This is a genomic window from Aeromonas sp. 102P (assembly GCF_051920345.1).
GTDB lineage: Bacteria > Pseudomonadota > Gammaproteobacteria > Enterobacterales > Aeromonadaceae > Aeromonas > Aeromonas veronii.
On record NZ_JBQBCZ010000001.1, the window covers coordinates 3505040 to 3522281 of the forward strand.

Annotated in this window: 18 protein-coding genes and 1 riboswitch; of the genes, 3 read left to right on the plus strand and 15 right to left on the minus strand. The window is 54.6% G+C overall.

Annotated elements, in window-relative coordinates:
• Positions 1 to 56: 56 nt before the first annotated feature.
• A riboswitch (M-box (ykoK) riboswitch) is annotated at positions 57 to 226 on the minus strand.
• Positions 227 to 408: 182 nt separating this feature from the next.
• The 13 genes from flgL to ACTG1K_RS16405 form a co-directional block, all read right to left on the minus strand.
• Positions 409 to 1617 (minus strand): flagellar hook-associated protein FlgL, encoded by a 1209-nt coding sequence (flgL, locus tag ACTG1K_RS16345; protein WP_440006038.1) that lies wholly within the window; start codon positions 1615 to 1617, stop codon positions 409 to 411.
• A gap of 4 nt (positions 1618 to 1621) precedes the next feature.
• Complete coding sequence (flgK, locus tag ACTG1K_RS16350) at positions 1622 to 3625, minus strand: flagellar hook-associated protein FlgK (RefSeq protein WP_307895146.1); 2004 nt, start codon at positions 3623 to 3625, stop codon at positions 1622 to 1624.
• 3 nt (positions 3626 to 3628) lie between these two features.
• Positions 3629 to 4702, minus strand: coding sequence for a flagellar assembly peptidoglycan hydrolase FlgJ (flgJ, locus tag ACTG1K_RS16355; protein WP_064338291.1), 1074 nt, complete (start codon positions 4700 to 4702; stop codon positions 3629 to 3631).
• A gap of 43 nt (positions 4703 to 4745) precedes the next feature.
• Positions 4746 to 5843, minus strand: a complete 1098-nt coding sequence (locus ACTG1K_RS16360) for a flagellar basal body P-ring protein FlgI (RefSeq protein WP_227273396.1) — start codon at positions 5841 to 5843, stop codon at positions 4746 to 4748.
• Positions 5844 to 5851: 8 nt separating this feature from the next.
• A complete protein-coding gene (gene flgH / locus ACTG1K_RS16365) occupies positions 5852 to 6523 on the minus strand; it encodes a flagellar basal body L-ring protein FlgH (protein ID WP_127006858.1) in 672 nt (223 codons plus the stop codon).
• A gap of 14 nt (positions 6524 to 6537) precedes the next feature.
• On the minus strand, positions 6538 to 7326 hold the full coding sequence (gene flgG / locus ACTG1K_RS16370) for a flagellar basal-body rod protein FlgG (protein WP_005334158.1): 789 nt from the start codon (positions 7324 to 7326) through the stop codon (positions 6538 to 6540).
• 14 nt (positions 7327 to 7340) lie between these two features.
• Positions 7341 to 8087, minus strand: coding sequence for a flagellar basal-body rod protein FlgF (gene flgF, locus ACTG1K_RS16375; protein ID WP_005334159.1), 747 nt, complete (start codon positions 8085 to 8087; stop codon positions 7341 to 7343).
• Positions 8088 to 8231: 144 nt separating this feature from the next.
• The gene (flgE, locus tag ACTG1K_RS16380) at positions 8232 to 9617 is read right to left on the minus strand and encodes a flagellar hook protein FlgE (RefSeq protein WP_103250540.1); all 1386 of its coding nucleotides are present in this window, start codon (positions 9615 to 9617) and stop codon (positions 8232 to 8234) included.
• A 10-nt stretch (positions 9618 to 9627) separates the two neighbouring features.
• A complete protein-coding gene (locus ACTG1K_RS16385; protein ID WP_425854420.1) occupies positions 9628 to 10368 on the minus strand; it encodes a flagellar hook assembly protein FlgD in 741 nt (246 codons plus the stop codon).
• A 15-nt stretch (positions 10369 to 10383) separates the two neighbouring features.
• Positions 10384 to 10803: a flagellar basal body rod protein FlgC gene (flgC, locus tag ACTG1K_RS16390; protein ID WP_005350658.1), complete on the minus strand. Its 420-nt coding sequence runs from the start codon at positions 10801 to 10803 to the stop codon at positions 10384 to 10386.
• Positions 10803 to 11201 (minus strand): flagellar basal body rod protein FlgB, encoded by a 399-nt coding sequence (gene flgB / locus ACTG1K_RS16395; protein WP_005334169.1) that lies wholly within the window; start codon positions 11199 to 11201, stop codon positions 10803 to 10805. The genes flgC and flgB overlap by 1 nt, the downstream gene beginning before the upstream one ends.
• A 295-nt stretch (positions 11202 to 11496) precedes the next feature.
• Positions 11497 to 12321 carry a CheR family methyltransferase gene (locus ACTG1K_RS16400; RefSeq protein WP_005350656.1) on the minus strand — a complete coding sequence of 275 codons (825 nt, stop codon included), beginning with the start codon at positions 12319 to 12321 and terminating at the stop codon, positions 11497 to 11499.
• Positions 12322 to 12338: 17 nt separating this feature from the next.
• On the minus strand, positions 12339 to 13250 hold the full coding sequence (locus tag ACTG1K_RS16405) for a chemotaxis protein CheV (RefSeq protein ID WP_005334174.1): 912 nt from the start codon (positions 13248 to 13250) through the stop codon (positions 12339 to 12341).
• A 144-nt stretch (positions 13251 to 13394) separates the two neighbouring features.
• Between ACTG1K_RS16405 and flgA the strand changes: the two genes are divergently transcribed.
• From flgA to ACTG1K_RS16420, 3 genes are all read left to right on the plus strand, one after another.
• On the plus strand, positions 13395 to 14078 hold the full coding sequence (flgA, locus tag ACTG1K_RS16410; protein ID WP_005334175.1) for a flagellar basal body P-ring formation chaperone FlgA: 684 nt from the start codon (positions 13395 to 13397) through the stop codon (positions 14076 to 14078).
• Between the two features lie 92 nt (positions 14079 to 14170).
• Complete coding sequence (gene flgM / locus ACTG1K_RS16415) at positions 14171 to 14491, plus strand: flagellar biosynthesis anti-sigma factor FlgM (protein WP_440006042.1); 321 nt, start codon at positions 14171 to 14173, stop codon at positions 14489 to 14491.
• Entirely contained in the window at positions 14488 to 14904 is a 417-nt protein-coding gene (locus tag ACTG1K_RS16420) for a flagella synthesis protein FlgN (RefSeq protein ID WP_407970097.1), read from the plus strand. The genes flgM and ACTG1K_RS16420 overlap by 4 nt, the downstream gene beginning before the upstream one ends.
• Positions 14905 to 14940: 36 nt before the next feature.
• Here ACTG1K_RS16420 and yfcE read toward each other — a convergent pair whose 3' ends face one another.
• Together yfcE and ACTG1K_RS16430 are read right to left on the minus strand one after the other, a co-directional pair.
• Entirely contained in the window at positions 14941 to 15483 is a 543-nt protein-coding gene (gene yfcE / locus ACTG1K_RS16425; protein WP_407970096.1) for a phosphodiesterase, read from the minus strand.
• Positions 15484 to 15493: 10 nt separating this feature from the next.
• The gene (locus ACTG1K_RS16430) at positions 15494 to 17131 is read right to left on the minus strand and encodes a peptide ABC transporter substrate-binding protein (protein WP_440006044.1); all 1638 of its coding nucleotides are present in this window, start codon (positions 17129 to 17131) and stop codon (positions 15494 to 15496) included.
• Positions 17132 to 17242: the final 111 nt, after the last annotated feature.

Here is a 17242-nt window from a genome sequence, read left to right on the forward strand (position 1 = left end):
AGAAAACAGCAATTTGATTGACGAGTAATAGGCAGGAAATGACGCCGTTCGGCGTGTCATCATCCCCACGTACCAGCTTTAGCACTGTATAACGTATCCGGCATGCCGGAAGCCACTTGGGTTTACACCTTAATCCGATGAAAACTGTCCTGATCTTGGGCGTCTCTGGACGTCGTGAGATCAGTGGCCTGTGTTTATACAGGAGCCTCGCCTAACGAGATGCTGCAAATAATTCGCACAACCCTCTGTTGTGCGGGCGGCATGATTATCCAATCCCGCTGGGAGGTCAACCCCGCAACCACCATTAAGTTGGCAACGGCAACAGCTTGTTACAATTGGCAGGAGATGACACGGAACCAATTTACAGAACCTGGATAAAAGAAAAGGCCCCAAAGGGCCCCTTATTTATTAGCGAATATAGTCAAACAGTGTCAGACGGCTTATTTTGCTGAACGAGAGTTGCGAGGCACTCAATGCCGCATCCTCTTTTGACAACGCGGAAATCACTTCATAGAGGTCCGCTTCCGATACCTTGGCTCTCGCCTCGGCGTTGAGGGTACTCAACCCCTCGTTAGAATCCATGACAGCCTCGAGACTGTTCATCCTGCCACCCAACTCCCCCAATCCATGATCGATATTCAGGTGAGCATTTTTCATATGGACGGTAGCATCGGCTACTTCCAGCGCAAAGTTGTCAGCGGTAATAGCGGGATCACGCAAGGCGGTAATAAAATCCGACATACCATTCAATATGTTGTCATTCTTCGGTGGATTAAGGTCAAACTGCTGAGCCGCACCACCTGCAGGCAAATCAAGGGTCAACTCCAGACCATTGAAGGGGATCTTGGTGCCAGCAGTGTAGTTACCCGTTTGCAGGGTAGTACCACCGGCATCCTTGATATCATAGGTATCAGGCGGGCCTATGGTGGTTGATACGGTATAGGTGTTGCTGGGCAGTGCCGAGTTATAATTGGACTTATAGAAATTATCAAAGTTGCCCTGATCGCCGACTCCGACCTTGATATTTGCGGTGGTTGCACTGGCAGTTCTTCTGGTCGCCACGATTTCAAACAGATCCTGCCCGGAATCATTGGCAGCAATTTGTACTGTGGGTGAGACCTGAATATTTCGCTGACCTGGGTCCCCCTGATAGATATACTTTCCGTTGGCATCTTTGATATATGGCTGGGTCTTGCTCTGATTGCCGCCAAATATAAATTCACCCGAAGAGTTTTTGCTATTCATCAGATCAAACATTTGCTGCTGCAACCCTTCCAGCTCGCTGGCTATGGCCTTGCGATCATCCATGCTGATAGCGCCATTATTTGACTTCTGGATCAGGGTCTGGGCACTAAGCATTGCATTGTTAATCGACGTTAATACCGTCTCCTCATGCCCCAGGCTGTTTTCCAGCAAGCTGCCATTGACACTGTACTGCTTGAACAGGTCAATCTCCTTGGTCAGTGCCATCTTCTGGCTCATCCCCGCAGGATCTTCGCCGGCAGTCTGAAATTTATTGCCGGTTTGCAGCTGTTGATAGGCAGTATTCAACCGCTCGTTGGCACTGTTGAGGGAATAGATATTCCGGTCGTAGATCATGTTGGTGGTGATGCGCATGACGTTACCTCACGGAAGAGAGCAGTGTATCGAAAATAGTTTTGGCCGTGCTGACGATTTGCGCCGATGCCGCATAGGATTGCTGGAAGCGGATCAGATTGGCCGCCTCCTCCTCCAGATTGACCCCAGACACGCTTTCAAAGATGCCGGTGCTCTGGATAAGCTTGGACTCATTGGCCTTGAGCAGCGTTTTTGCCTGACTGGTATTGTTACCCACTTCCATCACCAACCCGGAATAGGCCTGATTGAAGGTCATCTTGTCGTTGGTCGTCCCACCATTGGTGCTCTTGCGCACCAGATCCTTGTTTTGCAGCTCGGCCAGAACCAGGCCATTGCTGTTATCGGCAAAGCCATTGCTGTTGTAACTGAGCTTGAAGCTGTCGTTAGCATTCACCGTTCCGGTGATGCTGAACTCGTAGCCGGGGGCCTGTTTCGGGTTGGCATAGACTGCGGCTCCGGCGGGGAAAGGGTTGACGATCGCAGACATCAGGTTTTGCCCTTTGCTGCTCGCAGGGGCAGTGCCAATCAGGGTAGTGCCATCGGCTTGAAACACCTGATAGTTACCGTTGGCGTCAATCTTGACGACCTGAGGCGCTGTCGGGCTCAGACTATTGGTACCAAAACCTGACCCTGCACCTGTATTGAATACACCACCCAGTTTGATATCAGCCCCGCCACCATTATTGGTGGTCTTTTCCGCTTTAAGCGGAGAGGCCAAGGCCAGATCTTCCGGTCGGGTGATCAGCTGACCCAAACCGGCGGCCGCACTTTTGGTCGGTTGCAGCAACAGTCTGTCACCCGCAGCTGGCGCACCGGTGAGATCGATTGAAATGCCGTGACCCGTGAGTTCAAACGTTGCAGGAGGGGTCGTGCCAATCGCCACAGAGGTTCGATTACCAGACTTGTCCAGCGAGAACACCTCATAACCGGTGGCGCTGCTAAAGCGCACTTCGTAATCAAACGGGGTCACTGATGTCCCCTTGCCCGGCACGAAGCTAACATTCGCCCCGACCGTCCCGGTGTTATTACCGTAGGGTAAGCCCTTGCTGGTAGGCAGGGTGAAGATGTCACCGCCAATCTCGTTATCCAGATCCATCCCGAGGCGGTTCTGCTGGTTCATCGCATCGGCCATCGCCACGGCCAGCTGCCCCAGTTCGCGCTTGGTAGGCTCAAGGTCGGTACGCGCCTTGAACAGCCCCCCCATGGCGCCACCAAACGTATCGTGGTCGATGGTTGCCTGATTATCCCCCAGAGTCAGTTGCAGCTCCTGATCCCGGGAGTCAGGATCTCCTGCAATCACCTTGAACTGGGCGACGCCCCCATCGAGGATCAGCGAATGGCCGGTGCTCATATTGACCAGCATGCTGCCGTTGGGTTGGGCTACGGTGCGAATATCCATCTTCTCCGACAGCTGGCGGATCGCCTCATCCCGCTGATCAAACAGCATCAGGTTCTCTTCGGGTGACCCCTGGGTGCGGATGATGGCCTGATTAAGATCATTGATGCTGGTGAGCAGGCTGTTGACCTGCTTGGTTTCATCTTCAATGCGGGTATTGAGGGTATCGTTCTGCTTGTCGAGCTGCGCCGAGAGGGTATGAAAACGGTTGACCATGCCACTCAACTCAGTCATCACCACCTTGCGCCCACCGATCTCGGCAGGCGATTCATTGGCAGAGTGAAATGACTTGAAGTAGGAGGTGATGGCCGCCCCCACGCTGTTGCTGGTATCCCCAAGCAAGCTGTCAACGCCAGCCAGCTGTTCATAATGGGTCAGGGAGGCATGATAGGCGGAGGTATCACGGCGCACCTCCCCCTGCATATAGTCGTTGATTACCCGCTGGGTCTTGATGTCACCGGTCCCCAGACCGATGGTATTGGTATACACCAGCGTACGCTCACGCACATAGCCCTGGCTATTGACGTTCACTATGTTGTTACTGGTGGTCTGCAGCAGGCGTTGCTGTGCCAGCACGCCCGATGAACCAATCCCAAGCAGGTCGCTTGCCATACGTTACAGCTCCATCTCGTTGTATTGGGCAATGGCATCACTGCGCAATACCTGTTTCAATTTTCTGGCGTAGTGCGGGTCGGTGGCATAACCCGCCTGTTGCAGCGCCTCAAAGTAGCGATCAGGACTATCCACCTTCGCCAGGGCTCCCTTGTAGCGAGAGCCGGAAGTGAGGAAGTCCACATAGTCGTTGAAGCTCTCTTCAAACGACTCATAGGAGCGAAATGCCGCTTTCTGACGGGAGGCAACACCTTGCTCATACTCGAGCGTGCTGACCACCGCCTTTGGCCCTTCCCAGCGCGGATCGGCCTTGATACCAAACAGGTTATGGGTCACCTGCCCCTCACCATCCTTGATCACCCGCTTGCCCCAACCGCTCTCCAGTGCCGCCTGGGCGACCAGTACCGCCGGGCTTAACCCCAGCTTGTCGGCCGCTTTCTTGGCCAGCGGCATCAGACGATTGACAAACTCTTCCGGCGTATCGAACTCTTTGCCTCCACTACCGGTGGCACTGCCCTCTTCGCTGGCCATGCGCCCCATGGGCGGAATGCTGCGGTGCGCTCGACGGGGCATAGTGAGTGCGTGGCTCTCCTTGACCCCCTCGGTCATCTCTTTTTCAGCAAAATCTTTGCCAACTTTTGATGCCGCGATCAAATCATCGGCAGCGGCCGTCGGTGGCTGATAGGGTTTGTAGGTCCGTTCGGTGCGCTGCGGCATCTTGAGCACCCGTCCATCCTGATGGGTAAAGGTCTCGGGAGAGAGCTGCTTGGCCACCATGTCAGCCAATCCCAGCCCACCCTTGCTGGACATGTCGGCAACCCGCTGCTCATCCAGCATCCCTTCATAGAACTGGGTATAGCTGCTATTCATCGGGTTGTCCTGAGTCAACACCCCGTTGGCCTGACGCATGCTCTGAAACAGCATCTGGGTAAAGATTGACTCGAACTGGCGTGACGCACTCTTGAGCGCTTCGGCCTGTCCCTCTTTGCTTTGGCTCATCTGGCGCAGACGGTCCAGGTTCTTGATGTCCTGTACCATCCCGAGATTCATGCCGCTGTTGCTGTCAAACTCCGCCATTTTGCTTACCTCATTGCCACCCGTGGCAACCACTTGCCGCTTGTTACAATATGACCAGTTGCCCTTCGATGGCGCCTGCCTGCTGCAGCGCCTCAAGGATGGCCATCAAATCACCCGGGGCGACCCCAACCTGATTGACCGCCCGGACCAGATCGTCCAGGGTCGCACCGGTATCAAATTTGAACATCCGCCCCGGCTCCTGCTGGACATTGATGGTCGAGTTGTTGGTCACCGTTGTCTCTCCTCCTGCCAGCGGGTTGGGCTGGGAGACCTGCTGGTTTTCGGCGATGGTCACCGTCAACCCGCCATGGCTGATGGCCGCCGGTTTGAGCTTGACCTGACTGCCGATCACTATGGTGCCGGTGCGGGAGTTAACGATGATCTTGGCCGCCTCGTTGGCCGGATCCACCTCCAGATTCTCGATGGTGGCGAGATAGGAGACGCGCTGACCCGGATCTCGCGGGGCATAGACCTTGACAGAGGTGGCATCGAGCGCCTGAGCGGTATTGGGCCCCACCAGATCGTTGACCACATCGGCCAGACGGCGCGCCGTAGTAAAGTCGGGGCGGTTAAGGTTGAAGGTGATGGTGTCCCCCTGACTGAAGGAGTTGGGCACCTCCCGCTCCACGGTCGCACCGTTGGCAATCCGCCCGACAGTCGGGGTATTGATCACTACCTTGGAACCATCAGCCCCCTCGGCCCCCAGACCACCGACCACCAGACTGCCCTGGGCGACCGCATAAACCCGGCCATCGAGCCCTTTCAGAAAGCTCTGCAGCAGAGTGCCGCCCCGCAGGCTCTTGGCCTCGCCAATGGCAGAGACCGTCACATCGATGGTCTGGCCCGGCTTGGAGAAGGGGGGCAGGTCGGCATGTATCGCCACCGGCGCCACATCCTTGATCTTGGGCTTGATGTTATCCGGCACCTTGATGCCAAAGTTGTTGAGCATGGTACGGAAGGTCTGCTCGGTGAAGGCGTTGTTCTTCTCGCCAGTGCCGGGCAACCCCACCACCAGACCGTAACCAATCAGCTGGTTGTTACGCACCCCTTCAACCGAGCTGATGTCCTTGATCCGGGCCGCATTGGCCACACCCAAGGGCAGCAGACAGCAAAACAGAGTGACAAGACGGAGTGACTTCATAACATCTCCTAGAGCGGCCACCAGGGACCATTGAAAAAGCTGGTAAGCCACCCTTGCTCCTGGCTATTGGCCAGATCGCCGGTACCGCCGTAGTAAATGCGGGCATTGGCCACTTTCTGGGACGAAACGCTGTTATCAGATGTCACATCCTCCGGGCGAATAAGGCCGGTGATCCGGATATATTCATTGCCATTGTTGAGCATGATCCACTTCTCACCACGCACCAGCAGATTGCCGTTGGGCAGCACCTTGGCCACGCTGACCGAAATATTACCCTGCAAGCTGTTGCTCTGGTCCGCTTTGGCCTGGCCCTTGAACGCGCTGTTTTGTCCAATGGAGGCAGAGAGATCATAGGGACTGGCGGTGACCGGCACACCACCCAGCTTGACTGGATCCAGATTGAATTTATTGTCCTTGCCACTCTGGGTATTGGCCTTTTTCGAGGCTGAGGTCGACTCCGACAACTCGATGGTAATGATGTCGCCTACCTTGTGCGCCTTGATATCCGAATAGATGCCATTGACCTGATCCGGCTGGAAAATCGCCCCTGTCGGCCGCACCGACACCGGCTCCGACTCCCCGTAGACGGGGGAAAACTCGGGATCATCAGGCTTGGGCGTATTGGGAGTGCTGCTACACCCACCCAGCACCAACAATCCCAGCATCCATACGGCTTTCATCATGCACCTCCTAATTAGGTACGCTGGATCAGGAAGGACATCATGCCGTCCACGGCGGAGAGCACCTTGGAGTTCATCTCGTAGACCCGCTGAGCCTGAATGAGATTCACCAGTTCTTCGGTCACGTTGACGTTGGAAGTCTCCAGCATCCCCTGCTTGATCACCCCCAAGCCATCGGCACCGGCAGTCCCCTGGGCGGCAGCACCACTGGATTGGGTCTCGACGAACATGTTCTCCCCCATCGGCTGCAAGCCGCTGGCGTTGACGAAGTCGGAGATGTTGATCTGACCGACGACCTGAGAAGCGCCATCGCCCTTGAGCTGCACCGAGACCTGGCCATCTTCACCCACCGTAACGCTCTGGGCGTTTTCCGGGATCTGGATTTCCGGTTGCAGCGGGTAACCATTACCCGGCGTCACTATGGTCCCTTCATCGTTAAGGGTGAACTGACCGTTGCGGGTATAGGCCGCACTACCATCCGGCAGCTGAATTTCAAAGTAACCACGACCACTGATCATCAAATCGAGCGAGTTGTCAGTGGTTTGTACGTTGCCCTGGCTGTGGTTTTTCTGGGTCGCCACCACCTTGGCACCCGCCCCCAGCATCAAGCCGGAGGGGAGCTCGGTATCGGCAGAAGAGCGGCCACCGGGCTGGTTGATATTTTGATACAGCAGATCTTCAAAGATGGCCCGTGACTTTTTAAAGCCCACGGTGCTGGCGTTCGCCAAGTTGTTCGAGGTGACCGAAATATTGGTCTGCTGTGCATCCAACCCGGTCTTGCTGATCCAGAGTGCGGGATTCATAGGTAACTCCTTGATTAGCTGATTCGCAGTAGTTGGGTTTGAGCTTCATCATTCTCTTCGGCCGTCTTCATGATTTTGACCTGGGTTTCGAACTGGCGTTGCAGCCGGATCAGGTTGGTCATCTCATCCACCACATTGACGTTGCTCCCCTCAAGGGAGCCGGCAATCAGGCCGACATTGGCAGAGGCGGGTTCATTCTGGCCATCCTTGCGGCGAAACAGACCATCTTGCCCCTTCTCCACCGCATCGGCGGCCGGGTTGACCAGCTTGATCCGCTGAAAATCTTCCGGCAAGTTGGCGGCAGCCCCCTCCGGACGACCGCTGATGGTGCCATCCCGATTGATCTCGAGTTTCTCCATCGGCATCGGCAGCACGATGGGCTGACCACCGTCATCCACCACATTCAGGCCCGTCGAGGTCTGCAAATTGCCGGTCGCATTGACCTGCAAATTCCCCATGCGGGTATAGGCCTCGCCGCCCTTGGGATCCTGCACGGCAATCCAGCCCGGCCCATCCACCGCCACGTCCAGATCCCTTCCGGTGGTCATCAGCATGCCATGCTGCAGGTTCTGACCCGGGCGCTCAGCCATGGCAAACACTCGGCTTGGCAAGCCCTCTCCGAACGCCTGCATGCTTCTGGCCTGCTCGAAATCGGACTTGAAACCGGTGGTATTGGCATTGGCGAGGTTGTTGCCCCGAACAGCCAGGCTGTTCATGGTCTCTTTGGCCCCGGACATGGCGATATAAAGCAGGTGATCCATGGAATTCTCCGTCAAACAGATGACTCTGACAGGAGAAATGCAATTAGAGTGCCAACAGCAGAAATATGGGGGGATAAGGAGGATGGGAATACGACAGAAACAGAGAGGGGGCCAAGCCCCCTCTCATTATCATTTATTGCGAGATTAACGGATCTGCAGGATGGTTTGCTGCAGCGAACTGTTGACCTCCAGAGAACGGGAGTTGGCCTGGAAGTTACGTTGAGCAGTGATCAGGTCCACAAGCTCGGAGGTCAAATCCACGTTGGACTGCTCCAGCGCCGATGATTTGATGGTCCCGAAAGTGCCCGAATTGGGCGTCCCCGGCAAGGCATCGCCAGAGAGCAGGGACTGTCGCCAGGAGGTATCGCCAACCTGAGTCAATCCTTGCGAGTTGGCAAATTTTGCCATGGCGACCATGGCCACCTTGATGGTGGTGGCGTTACTGTAAGTCGCGGACACAATGCCATCCGGAGTGATCTCGACCTTGGTCAAACGGCCGACAGTGGAGCCATCCTGCGACAACTTATTGACTTCAAATGGTGAGGCATATTGGGTTATTGTGCCCAGTGAAATCTCAAAAGTCTGAGTGGGGTCAGCACCATTAGTGATAATACCCGCACCAGCGGCACCCAATTGCTCCGTTTGGATTGTTGCAGGGGTGGTTGGGGTAATCATTTTACCATCGGCACCAAAGGTAAAACGCGCAGCCAAAGGTGCCTGGGGCACACCTGCAGCCATTTGAGTCTGAACCCCCGTGGCTATATCAATAGGCTTTTCACCCTCATATAAATACATACGCCATGCTGTAGGATCTGCCGGTTTGGTCGGGTCGGCATCGCTGGCTTCTTTAACGAAATATTTAGTGATGGTATGGGGCTCACCTAAAGAGTCATACACGACAACAGAGGTGGAGGACGAGTACGTTTTCGAGTCCTTTGGATCAAAGCTCGACAGGCTACCAACTATTGGAGGTACAGCAAGAGGATCCGGCATTGTGCCCGCCGATAACGGGGTCGCCTTGGACGGCAAATTGAAGCTTGCCTCAATCTTGCTGGTCTTGATTGGCTCGCCCGCCCGATCCGGTATCTGGATCGGCTTGGTAGCATTGATGCTGACCGCCTTCGGGGTGCCATCGGCGTTAATTTCATAACCTTGCAGGTAATGCCCCTGATTGTTGACCATATAACTGTTTTCATTGAGCTTGAAGGCACCGGCACGAGTATAGGTGCGATCCAGGTTGGTCAGGCCATCGGAGGTCACAAAGAATCCATTCCCCTGAATCGCCAAATCCAGTGCGTTATTGGTAAATTGCAGCGCACCCTGGTGGAACTGCTGGGCAACCGCACCGGTCGCCACACCATTACCGACCTGGGTCTTGGCATTGACAAAGATGGAGTTGGCGTAAACATCCGCAAACTCCGCTCGGGACTCTTTAAAGCCCATGGTATTAACGTTGGCAATGTTGTTGGCGGTGACGTTCAAGTCTTTTTGTGCCGCGTTGACACCGCTCAAGGCATTGTTAAATGACATATCCAGCTCCTTAGATCGATGCTGTCGACGTGGTTTTTGACTGAGTTGTTGGTTTGTTCTGATTAGATCCTGAAATTTGCAGGATACTGTTAAGCGTTGTAGTGCCTAGACCTCTCAGATTGAGTTGAGTCGGGTTGGTTCCGTTCCCCAGGACCACACTATCAACCTTGCCATAGGTCAGGGCCGAGATGCTCTCCGACTTTCCATCCATGGTGCCGTTAGCTTTAATCACGTATTTTCCAGGCTTGGCCGGATTGCCACTCTTGTCTTTACCATCCCAAGCAAATTCAACATTGCCGCGCAAATCACCTTCCAGAGGAAACTCCTTGATCACTTGGCCCTTTTCATCTTCCACCGTAATTTTCACATTCGAATACTTGTTCTCGACACCGACAGCCACAACCCCGGAGATGGACCCCTCTTTCTCCAAATAACCGATATTGCTAGGGAGCAGCACATTTTGTCCGACCAGTGCGGAGGCTTGCAGCGCCTGACTAGATGTCATCAGAGTATTAAGATTGCCCATCTGGGTGGACAAGCTATTGATCCCCTCCGAGGTCGACATGGATGTCATCTGGGAGAGCATCTGGGCGTTATCAACAGGCTTGAAGGGATCCTGATACGACAGCTGCATGGTCAGCAGCTTCAGAAAAGAAGCCTGATCCAGCTCTTTCTTCGGCGCCGTTGTGCTGCCTGTCGTCTGGGTCGTGGTACGGCTGATGCCGTTCACATTACTGGTTGTATCGACCATGCTGCATCCCTCCTATCAGGACTTGCCAAGCTGGAGCGTCTGCTGCAGCATCTTCTTGGCCGAATCTGCAACCTGTACGTTGGTCTGGTAGCTGCGCGAGGCGTTGATCATGTCGGCCATCTCTTCAACCATGTTGACGTTTGGCTTGAAGATAAAACCGTCTTTATCCGCCATCGGGTGGTTGGGGTTGTACTCCTTGAGCAGTGGCGCCTTGCTCTCGACAATCCCCTTCACCTCAACCCCGACCGAGCCCTGCTTGTCAGACATCGCCTGATCGAGCTGGGCGGCAAAGACTGGCCGCCTGGCGTGGTAAGTATTTTCCACACTGGAGCTGACGCTGTCCGCATTGGCCATGTTGCTGGCAACCGTGTTGAGGCGCACTGACTGTGCGCTCATAGCCGAGCCTGCTATGTCAAAGACCTTGAACAAACTCATCACTGCTCTCCTTTCAGGGCCTTGAGCAGGCCACTGATCTTGCTATTCATAAATTCAAGGGAGGTTTGATACTCGAGGCTATTGCGCAGAAATTCGCTGCGCTCCTGCTGCACATCGACTGTATTGCCGTCACCGGTATCCGGTTGCAGCGGGTTGCGATATTGCACGGTACCTGGGGCGTCCATATTCAAGGCAAAGTGCTTTTCGCTGGTCGTTGCCAAACCAAACCCCTGATGCGACTGGGCCTCCTGCAATGCCTGAGCAAAATTGATATCCCTGGCTTTGAAGCCCGGGGTATCTGCGTTGGCAATATTGCTGGAAAGCACCTCAGCACGCTTGGCGCGAACGCTTATGGTGTGTTGATGCACACCGAATGCCTTGTCAAATGAAAGAGCCATAGCACACCTCCTGCTTGGTTTATTTTGTTTGCAAGAGGTGTGCCATAAGCAAATCACTCAGTTCGATGGTTTGGGTATGAGTACATTTCAGACCGAAAACGGCAGGAGCATCTCGTGCCTTGAGTCACACGGCATCATTTGGCCACCTTAAGGTTGCAACCACTTTTGCAGTGGCGAGATATGGTAGGTAAATAGAAAGACTGAGCTGTAGATTAAGAAAGAGGGAAGCTCGTAGCTTCCCTCTTTGCATGTACTGGCAATATTCGGCAGACCCCGAATATCAAGGCCATCAGGCCTATTTGACCTTGTAGACAATCCCCGGATTGCAGCGGATCATCTCGAACCGATCGGTTAACCCGGCCAGTGACTCCGACGCGCCCAGCATCAGATATCCACCGGGATTGAGACTGGCAGCAAACTGGTTGAGGATCTTCGACTTCACTTCCGGCGCAAAATAGATGAGCACGTTACGGCAAAAGATAATGTCAAACTTGCCGAGCAGACTATAACTCTCCAACAAGTTGAGTGGCCGGAAGGTGGTCAATTTTCTGACTCGCTCAGCGACCCGCATCTTGTTGTCACCGTAGGGCTCAAAAAACATCTTCTTGCGCTCCGGTGACAAACCGCGCGCCAGAGCAAGGCTATCGTAAACGCCTTCCTTACACTGATTGAGCATGGTCGTCGAAATATCCGTCCCGACAATCTGCACGCCACCAGGCAAGGTCCCCGGCTTTTTCATCTGCTGCTCCAGTGCCGTCATGGCAATGGAATAGGGCTCCTGACCTGACGAGGATGCAGCCGACCAGATCTTGATGGGGCGGCCACTTTTCCCCAACTCGGGGAAAATCTTGTCAGTAAGAAGCTGAAACGGATAGGTATCACGAAACCAGAGGGTCTCGTTGGTCGTCATGGCATCCACCACGGCCATTTTCAGGTCACGCTCTCGCACACTCATTGCACGGGTAACCAGATCAGACAGACTCTCGATGCCAAACTGAGCCATCAAAGGTGAAAGACGGCTCTTCACCAGATACTGTTTGTTATCCCCCAGCACAATTCCGCTCTGTACCGCCAGAAAGTTGCTGAACTGTTTGTATAAGTCGTCCGAAAGTGTCTTCATGCAGCTGTTCTTCTTTATTAGAGTGCGTTTTGTACGGCCTTGGCCAATTCATCAGGCTGGAACTTGGCGATAAAATTGTTCGCACCAACTTTCTGCACCATTGCCTGGTTGAATACTCCACTGAGCGATGTATGCAGAATAACATGCAAATCCTTGAGATTGGGATTATTCCGGATCTCGGCAGTGAAGGTATAGCCATCCATTTCCGGCATTTCGATATCCGAAATAACCAGCGCAACCTGATCCTTGATAGGACCATTTTTGGTCATTTCCAGCAGCATGTTCAATGCTTCGCGGCCATCTTTTGCCAACACGCATTCGACACCGATAGCCTCAAGCGCACGTTGTACCTGTTTGCGTGCCACTGATGAGTCATCCGCAACAAGAACAGGACGCCCCAGAGTCGGGTGGTCGACACTGGCCTGAACCAGCTCCTCACTAACATCCGTTGCAACCGGCGAAATTTCGTTCAATATCCGCTCAACATCAAGGATTTCGACCAACTCGCCATCGACTTCAGTCACGGCTGTCATGTAGTTGATGCGACCCGCACCTTTGGGCGGAGGCAGGATGGATTCCCAGTTCATATTGATGATGCGCTCGACCGAATGCACCAGAAATCCCTGAATAGAGCGGTTGTACTCGGAGATGATAATGAAGCATTTGCTCAAATCATCAATCGGGCGTTTGCCAACCGCCATGCTGAGGTCGATAACCGAGATAGTCTGGCCACGAATATGTGCAACCCCGCGGATGCAGGAGTTCAGTTTGGGCATCACGGTCAAGGGGGGACACTGCAACACTTCACGCACTTTGAATACGTTGATGCCAAATCTTTGACGTCCATTGAGACGAAACAACAACAACTCCAGCCGGTTTTGCCCCACTAGCTGGGTACGTTGGTTGACCGAGTCCAGGATACTGGCCATAAACACTCCCTAAAAACGCTTGGCATTAATCATGCATGCGTGATGGATTGCGTCAGACTATCGATGTGACAACGAACAGATTCTGAAGCAATCATAGTTAAATATGGTGATATGCGTGAACAACTTATCGACCAACGAGCGAAAATGATTAACCGACTTTTACTCATCAGCCTCTTTTTTGGCAGCATATCTTCCAGCTACGCCTCGGACGTCACTACTTATCTGCAAGAAAAGGCACAAGAGTTCGTTTACAGCCAGCTGGATATTCCGTTGGATGCCAGAGCCGAGGTCACCTCTGCCACGCTGGATGAACGGCTCCCACTGACCCGCTGCGAAGATCTGCTCACTATCAGCTTACCAGCAAAAATGGAAATTCGCCGTAATACAACAGTTTACCTTAAGTGTGAGGAGGAGAGGCCCTGGGACGTCTATCTCCCGGTGCGGGTCAGCATTCAAAAGCCCTATGTCACTGTGACCAACCCCATCGCCAAGGGGGACCTGCTGAGTGAAAGCCAGCTGGTGTTGGCCTATCAGGATCAGACCCTGATCCGCGGCGACTACCTGACTGACACAGCCCCTCTTGTCGGAGTACGCAGCAAGCGGGAGCTAAAACCTGGGCAACCCATCCGTTTGAGCCAGGTTTGTGTCGTGTGCAAAGGGGATCAGGTCACCCTGACGGCAGAAAATAGCAACTTCCAGATCAAAACCATGGCCCGAGCCTTGCAAGATGGCAGCTTCGGAGAGATCATCAAACTCGTGAATATTCGCTCCGGCAAAACCGTTGAGGGTAAAGTCAGTGCAGTAGGTGCCGTATCGGTCACTTTTTAAATCCGGATCCTTGACAACTTTTTTTCTAAAGTTTTGATCTGCCGCACCGATAAACAGGTAAGCAAACCTTAAAGCAGACGAAGGTAACTAAAATGGCCATCAACAATATCAACAACTTGGCGAATAATCGGTTGCAAAATACCGCTAATAGCCAGGGGACAGGCAGCAAGTCAGTCACCTCATCGCCCGAAAACAAAGCGGCTACTGTCAAGCTGGACTCCGTCTCCTTGACCAGTGAGGCGCAACAATTGCAAAAGATGCAACAAAACCTCAATACCGCCTCGACCGGCAATGAGAGCAAGGTCGAACGGCTGAAAAAAACCGTCTCGAGTGGCGAATATCAGGTTAACAGCGATGCTGTGGCCAAGAAGATGTTCAGTTTCGAGGCCAATCTGGACAAAGTTCTGGGATGATGGATTTACCTTCGTTACTGTACACCCAAGATGATTACCTCAGCCAGATGCAAGGCATTCTGGAAGAGGAGTTCAGCTTGCTCGAACAGCATCAGGCACTGGCCCTGCCCGCACTGACCGAGCGCAAACAGCAGTTGCTTGCTGCGATAGAAACGCTGGACAAGACACTGGCAGAGATGCCGGAACTGGCACTGCAGCTGGCAGCCTATCCCGACGAGATGGCACAGCTTCGTGCGAAACTGGATGCTTGCCAGGCACAAAATGATATCAACGGTCGCTTGCTAGAATTGAGCATCGTCTCAAACCGTCGTCTGGCAACCTTTCTGAGTCAGCTGCGCGATCGCAACAGCCTGACCTATGACGCCAAGGGTAACACTCGCTCTGGCACCCGCTCCTACGGTATCAAGGCCTGACATCTCTTATCAGGCCTTGCATTTTTGCACTCCGTTTTAAAGCACCAGTCGCAACAACTCTCGCCCGTCCTCACACGCATTGACACGCAGTACCCCGTCCTCATAGCACCCGTAACTGGCAGGCAACTCGCCGCGCGGGAAACAGATCGACCCCGGGTTCATCAATACCCGCTCCCCCTGCCACTCCAGCACCGGCACATGGGTGTGACCGCTCAGGAACAGACTGCCCGGCGGTAGCTGTACCTCGTCCGGGCGATAAAGATGGCCATGGCTTACAAACCAGCGCCGCTCATCGACCAGCAACTGGTTGTAGGAGGCGGTGATGGGAAAGCGCAACAGCATCTGATCCACTTCGGAATCACAATTGCCCCGCACCGCGATGATCTGCGGTGCCAGCTCGTTGAGCCGATCAGCCACGGCGGCCGGGTTATACCCTTCCGGCAGAGGATTGCGCGGGCCATGGTTGAGCAGATCGCCGAGCAGCAGATAGTGATCCGGCTGCCAGGGCTCAAGTTGGGTCAGCACCCGCTCCAGCGCAATGATGCTGCCGTGGATGTCGGAAATGATGGCAAGTTTCATGAAATGCTCCTCACTGCGGGCTGAAATAGAGATCCTTGGTGGCAATCGTCCCTTTCAAATTCTGGCTGGGCAGTCCCCGCAGGGTGGGATCGACCAGTCTCATCTGATTGTAATGATACACGGGGAGGATCGGCGCCTCCTCAAGCAGCAACTGTTCGGCATGCCGGTAGAGTTCAACCCGGCTCGCGCTGTCCAGCGTATTGGCCGCCTGCTCCAGCAGCAGATCAAAGTCGGGATTGCAGTAGCCGCTCTCGTTGCGCAGATCCTGACAACGGAAGCTGCCCAGCATGGCTGACGGCTCCACGTAATCGCCAAACAGGAAGCTTCTGGCCACCTGAAAATCACCGCTATCCTTGGCCACCTGATAGGCGCCCCACTCCAGACTGTTGAGGGTGACCTGCACCCCCAGCTTCTGCCACATGGCAGCAATGGCCATCGCCATCTGCTTGTGGGTTTCTGCGCTGTTGTAGGTAATGCTCAGCTTGAGTGGATTGGCACTGTTATACCCGGCCGCTGACAGCAGGGCTGCTGCTTTGGCCTGGCGGGTTGGCATATCTTCAAGCGCCACAGGCAATATCACCCGGGGGTAACCCGGCATCTCCGGCAACAGCGACCATGCCGCCTGTTCATCCTGCCCGCTCACCGATCCAATGAGCAACTGTCGATCAACCGCCATGGAGAGCGCCTGACGCACCCGCACATCCTGCAGTTCCGGGCGCTTCAAATTGAACGCATAGAGATAGGTGCCAAACAGCGGCAACCCCCACAGCCGCTCCGGAGATTCGCGCTTCATCTTCTGGTAATAGCCGAGGGAGACCTTGTTGGTGAGCTGGATTTCACCGGCCTCATAGCGCAGCCGCTCCGCATGTTGCGAGGTGATAGGCAGATAGGTGACCCGTCCGATACGGGTGTGAAGGTCATCCCAGTAGTGGATATTGCGCTCGGCTTCTATCCGCTCGTTTGGCGTCCAACTTGCCAACCGGTAAGCACCATTGCTCACCAGCTTGCCGGGCTCGGTCCACTGTTTGCCTAATTTGGCTATCGCCTTCTGATTGACTGGCACAAAGGGGCGCTGACTGATGAGCTGCAGGAAATAGGGAGCCGGCCGCTCCAGGGTGATTTTCAGGATCTGATCGCTTTGCGCTTCAATGCCCAGATTGCCGAGCTCCAGCGCACCGGCATAGATGGATTGCGCATTGTTGATCCCCGTGGCCAGCAGCAATCCGGCAGAAGGGGAGTTGATGGCCGGATCGAGCAGACGGCGCCAGGCATAGACAAAATCAGCGGCCACCAGCGGCTCGCCATTGGACCATTTCAGTTGGGGTCGCAGGAAGAATCGCCACTCCAGCCCATCGTCACTCACCTCCCAGCGCTGGGCCTGAGCAGGAACGATATGCCCCTGACCATCTTCGCTGACCAGCCCTTCAAACAGATCGACCAGCACGGCCTCCCCCGGAAAACCGGAGCGCACCAGTGCCGGATCCAGTGACTCCGGCTCGGCACCGTTGCCCTTGACCAGGGTTTGCCGATCGGCAAGCAGAGGCTGCTGCTCAACGGTGGTGGCATGGGCCAGGGGCCCAGCCAGCACGGCAAGCAATAGCGGGGAGAGCCAGCGCTGTGCCAGCTTGGGGAAGAAACCATACCTCATGACAAAACCTCAAATAACACCACTGCAGGAGGGGAAGGCCGACGGCGCGCCTGATGAATGCCTGATGCCGCTCTTGTTATCCCCGAAAACGCCCCTTATTGTATCGGGCTT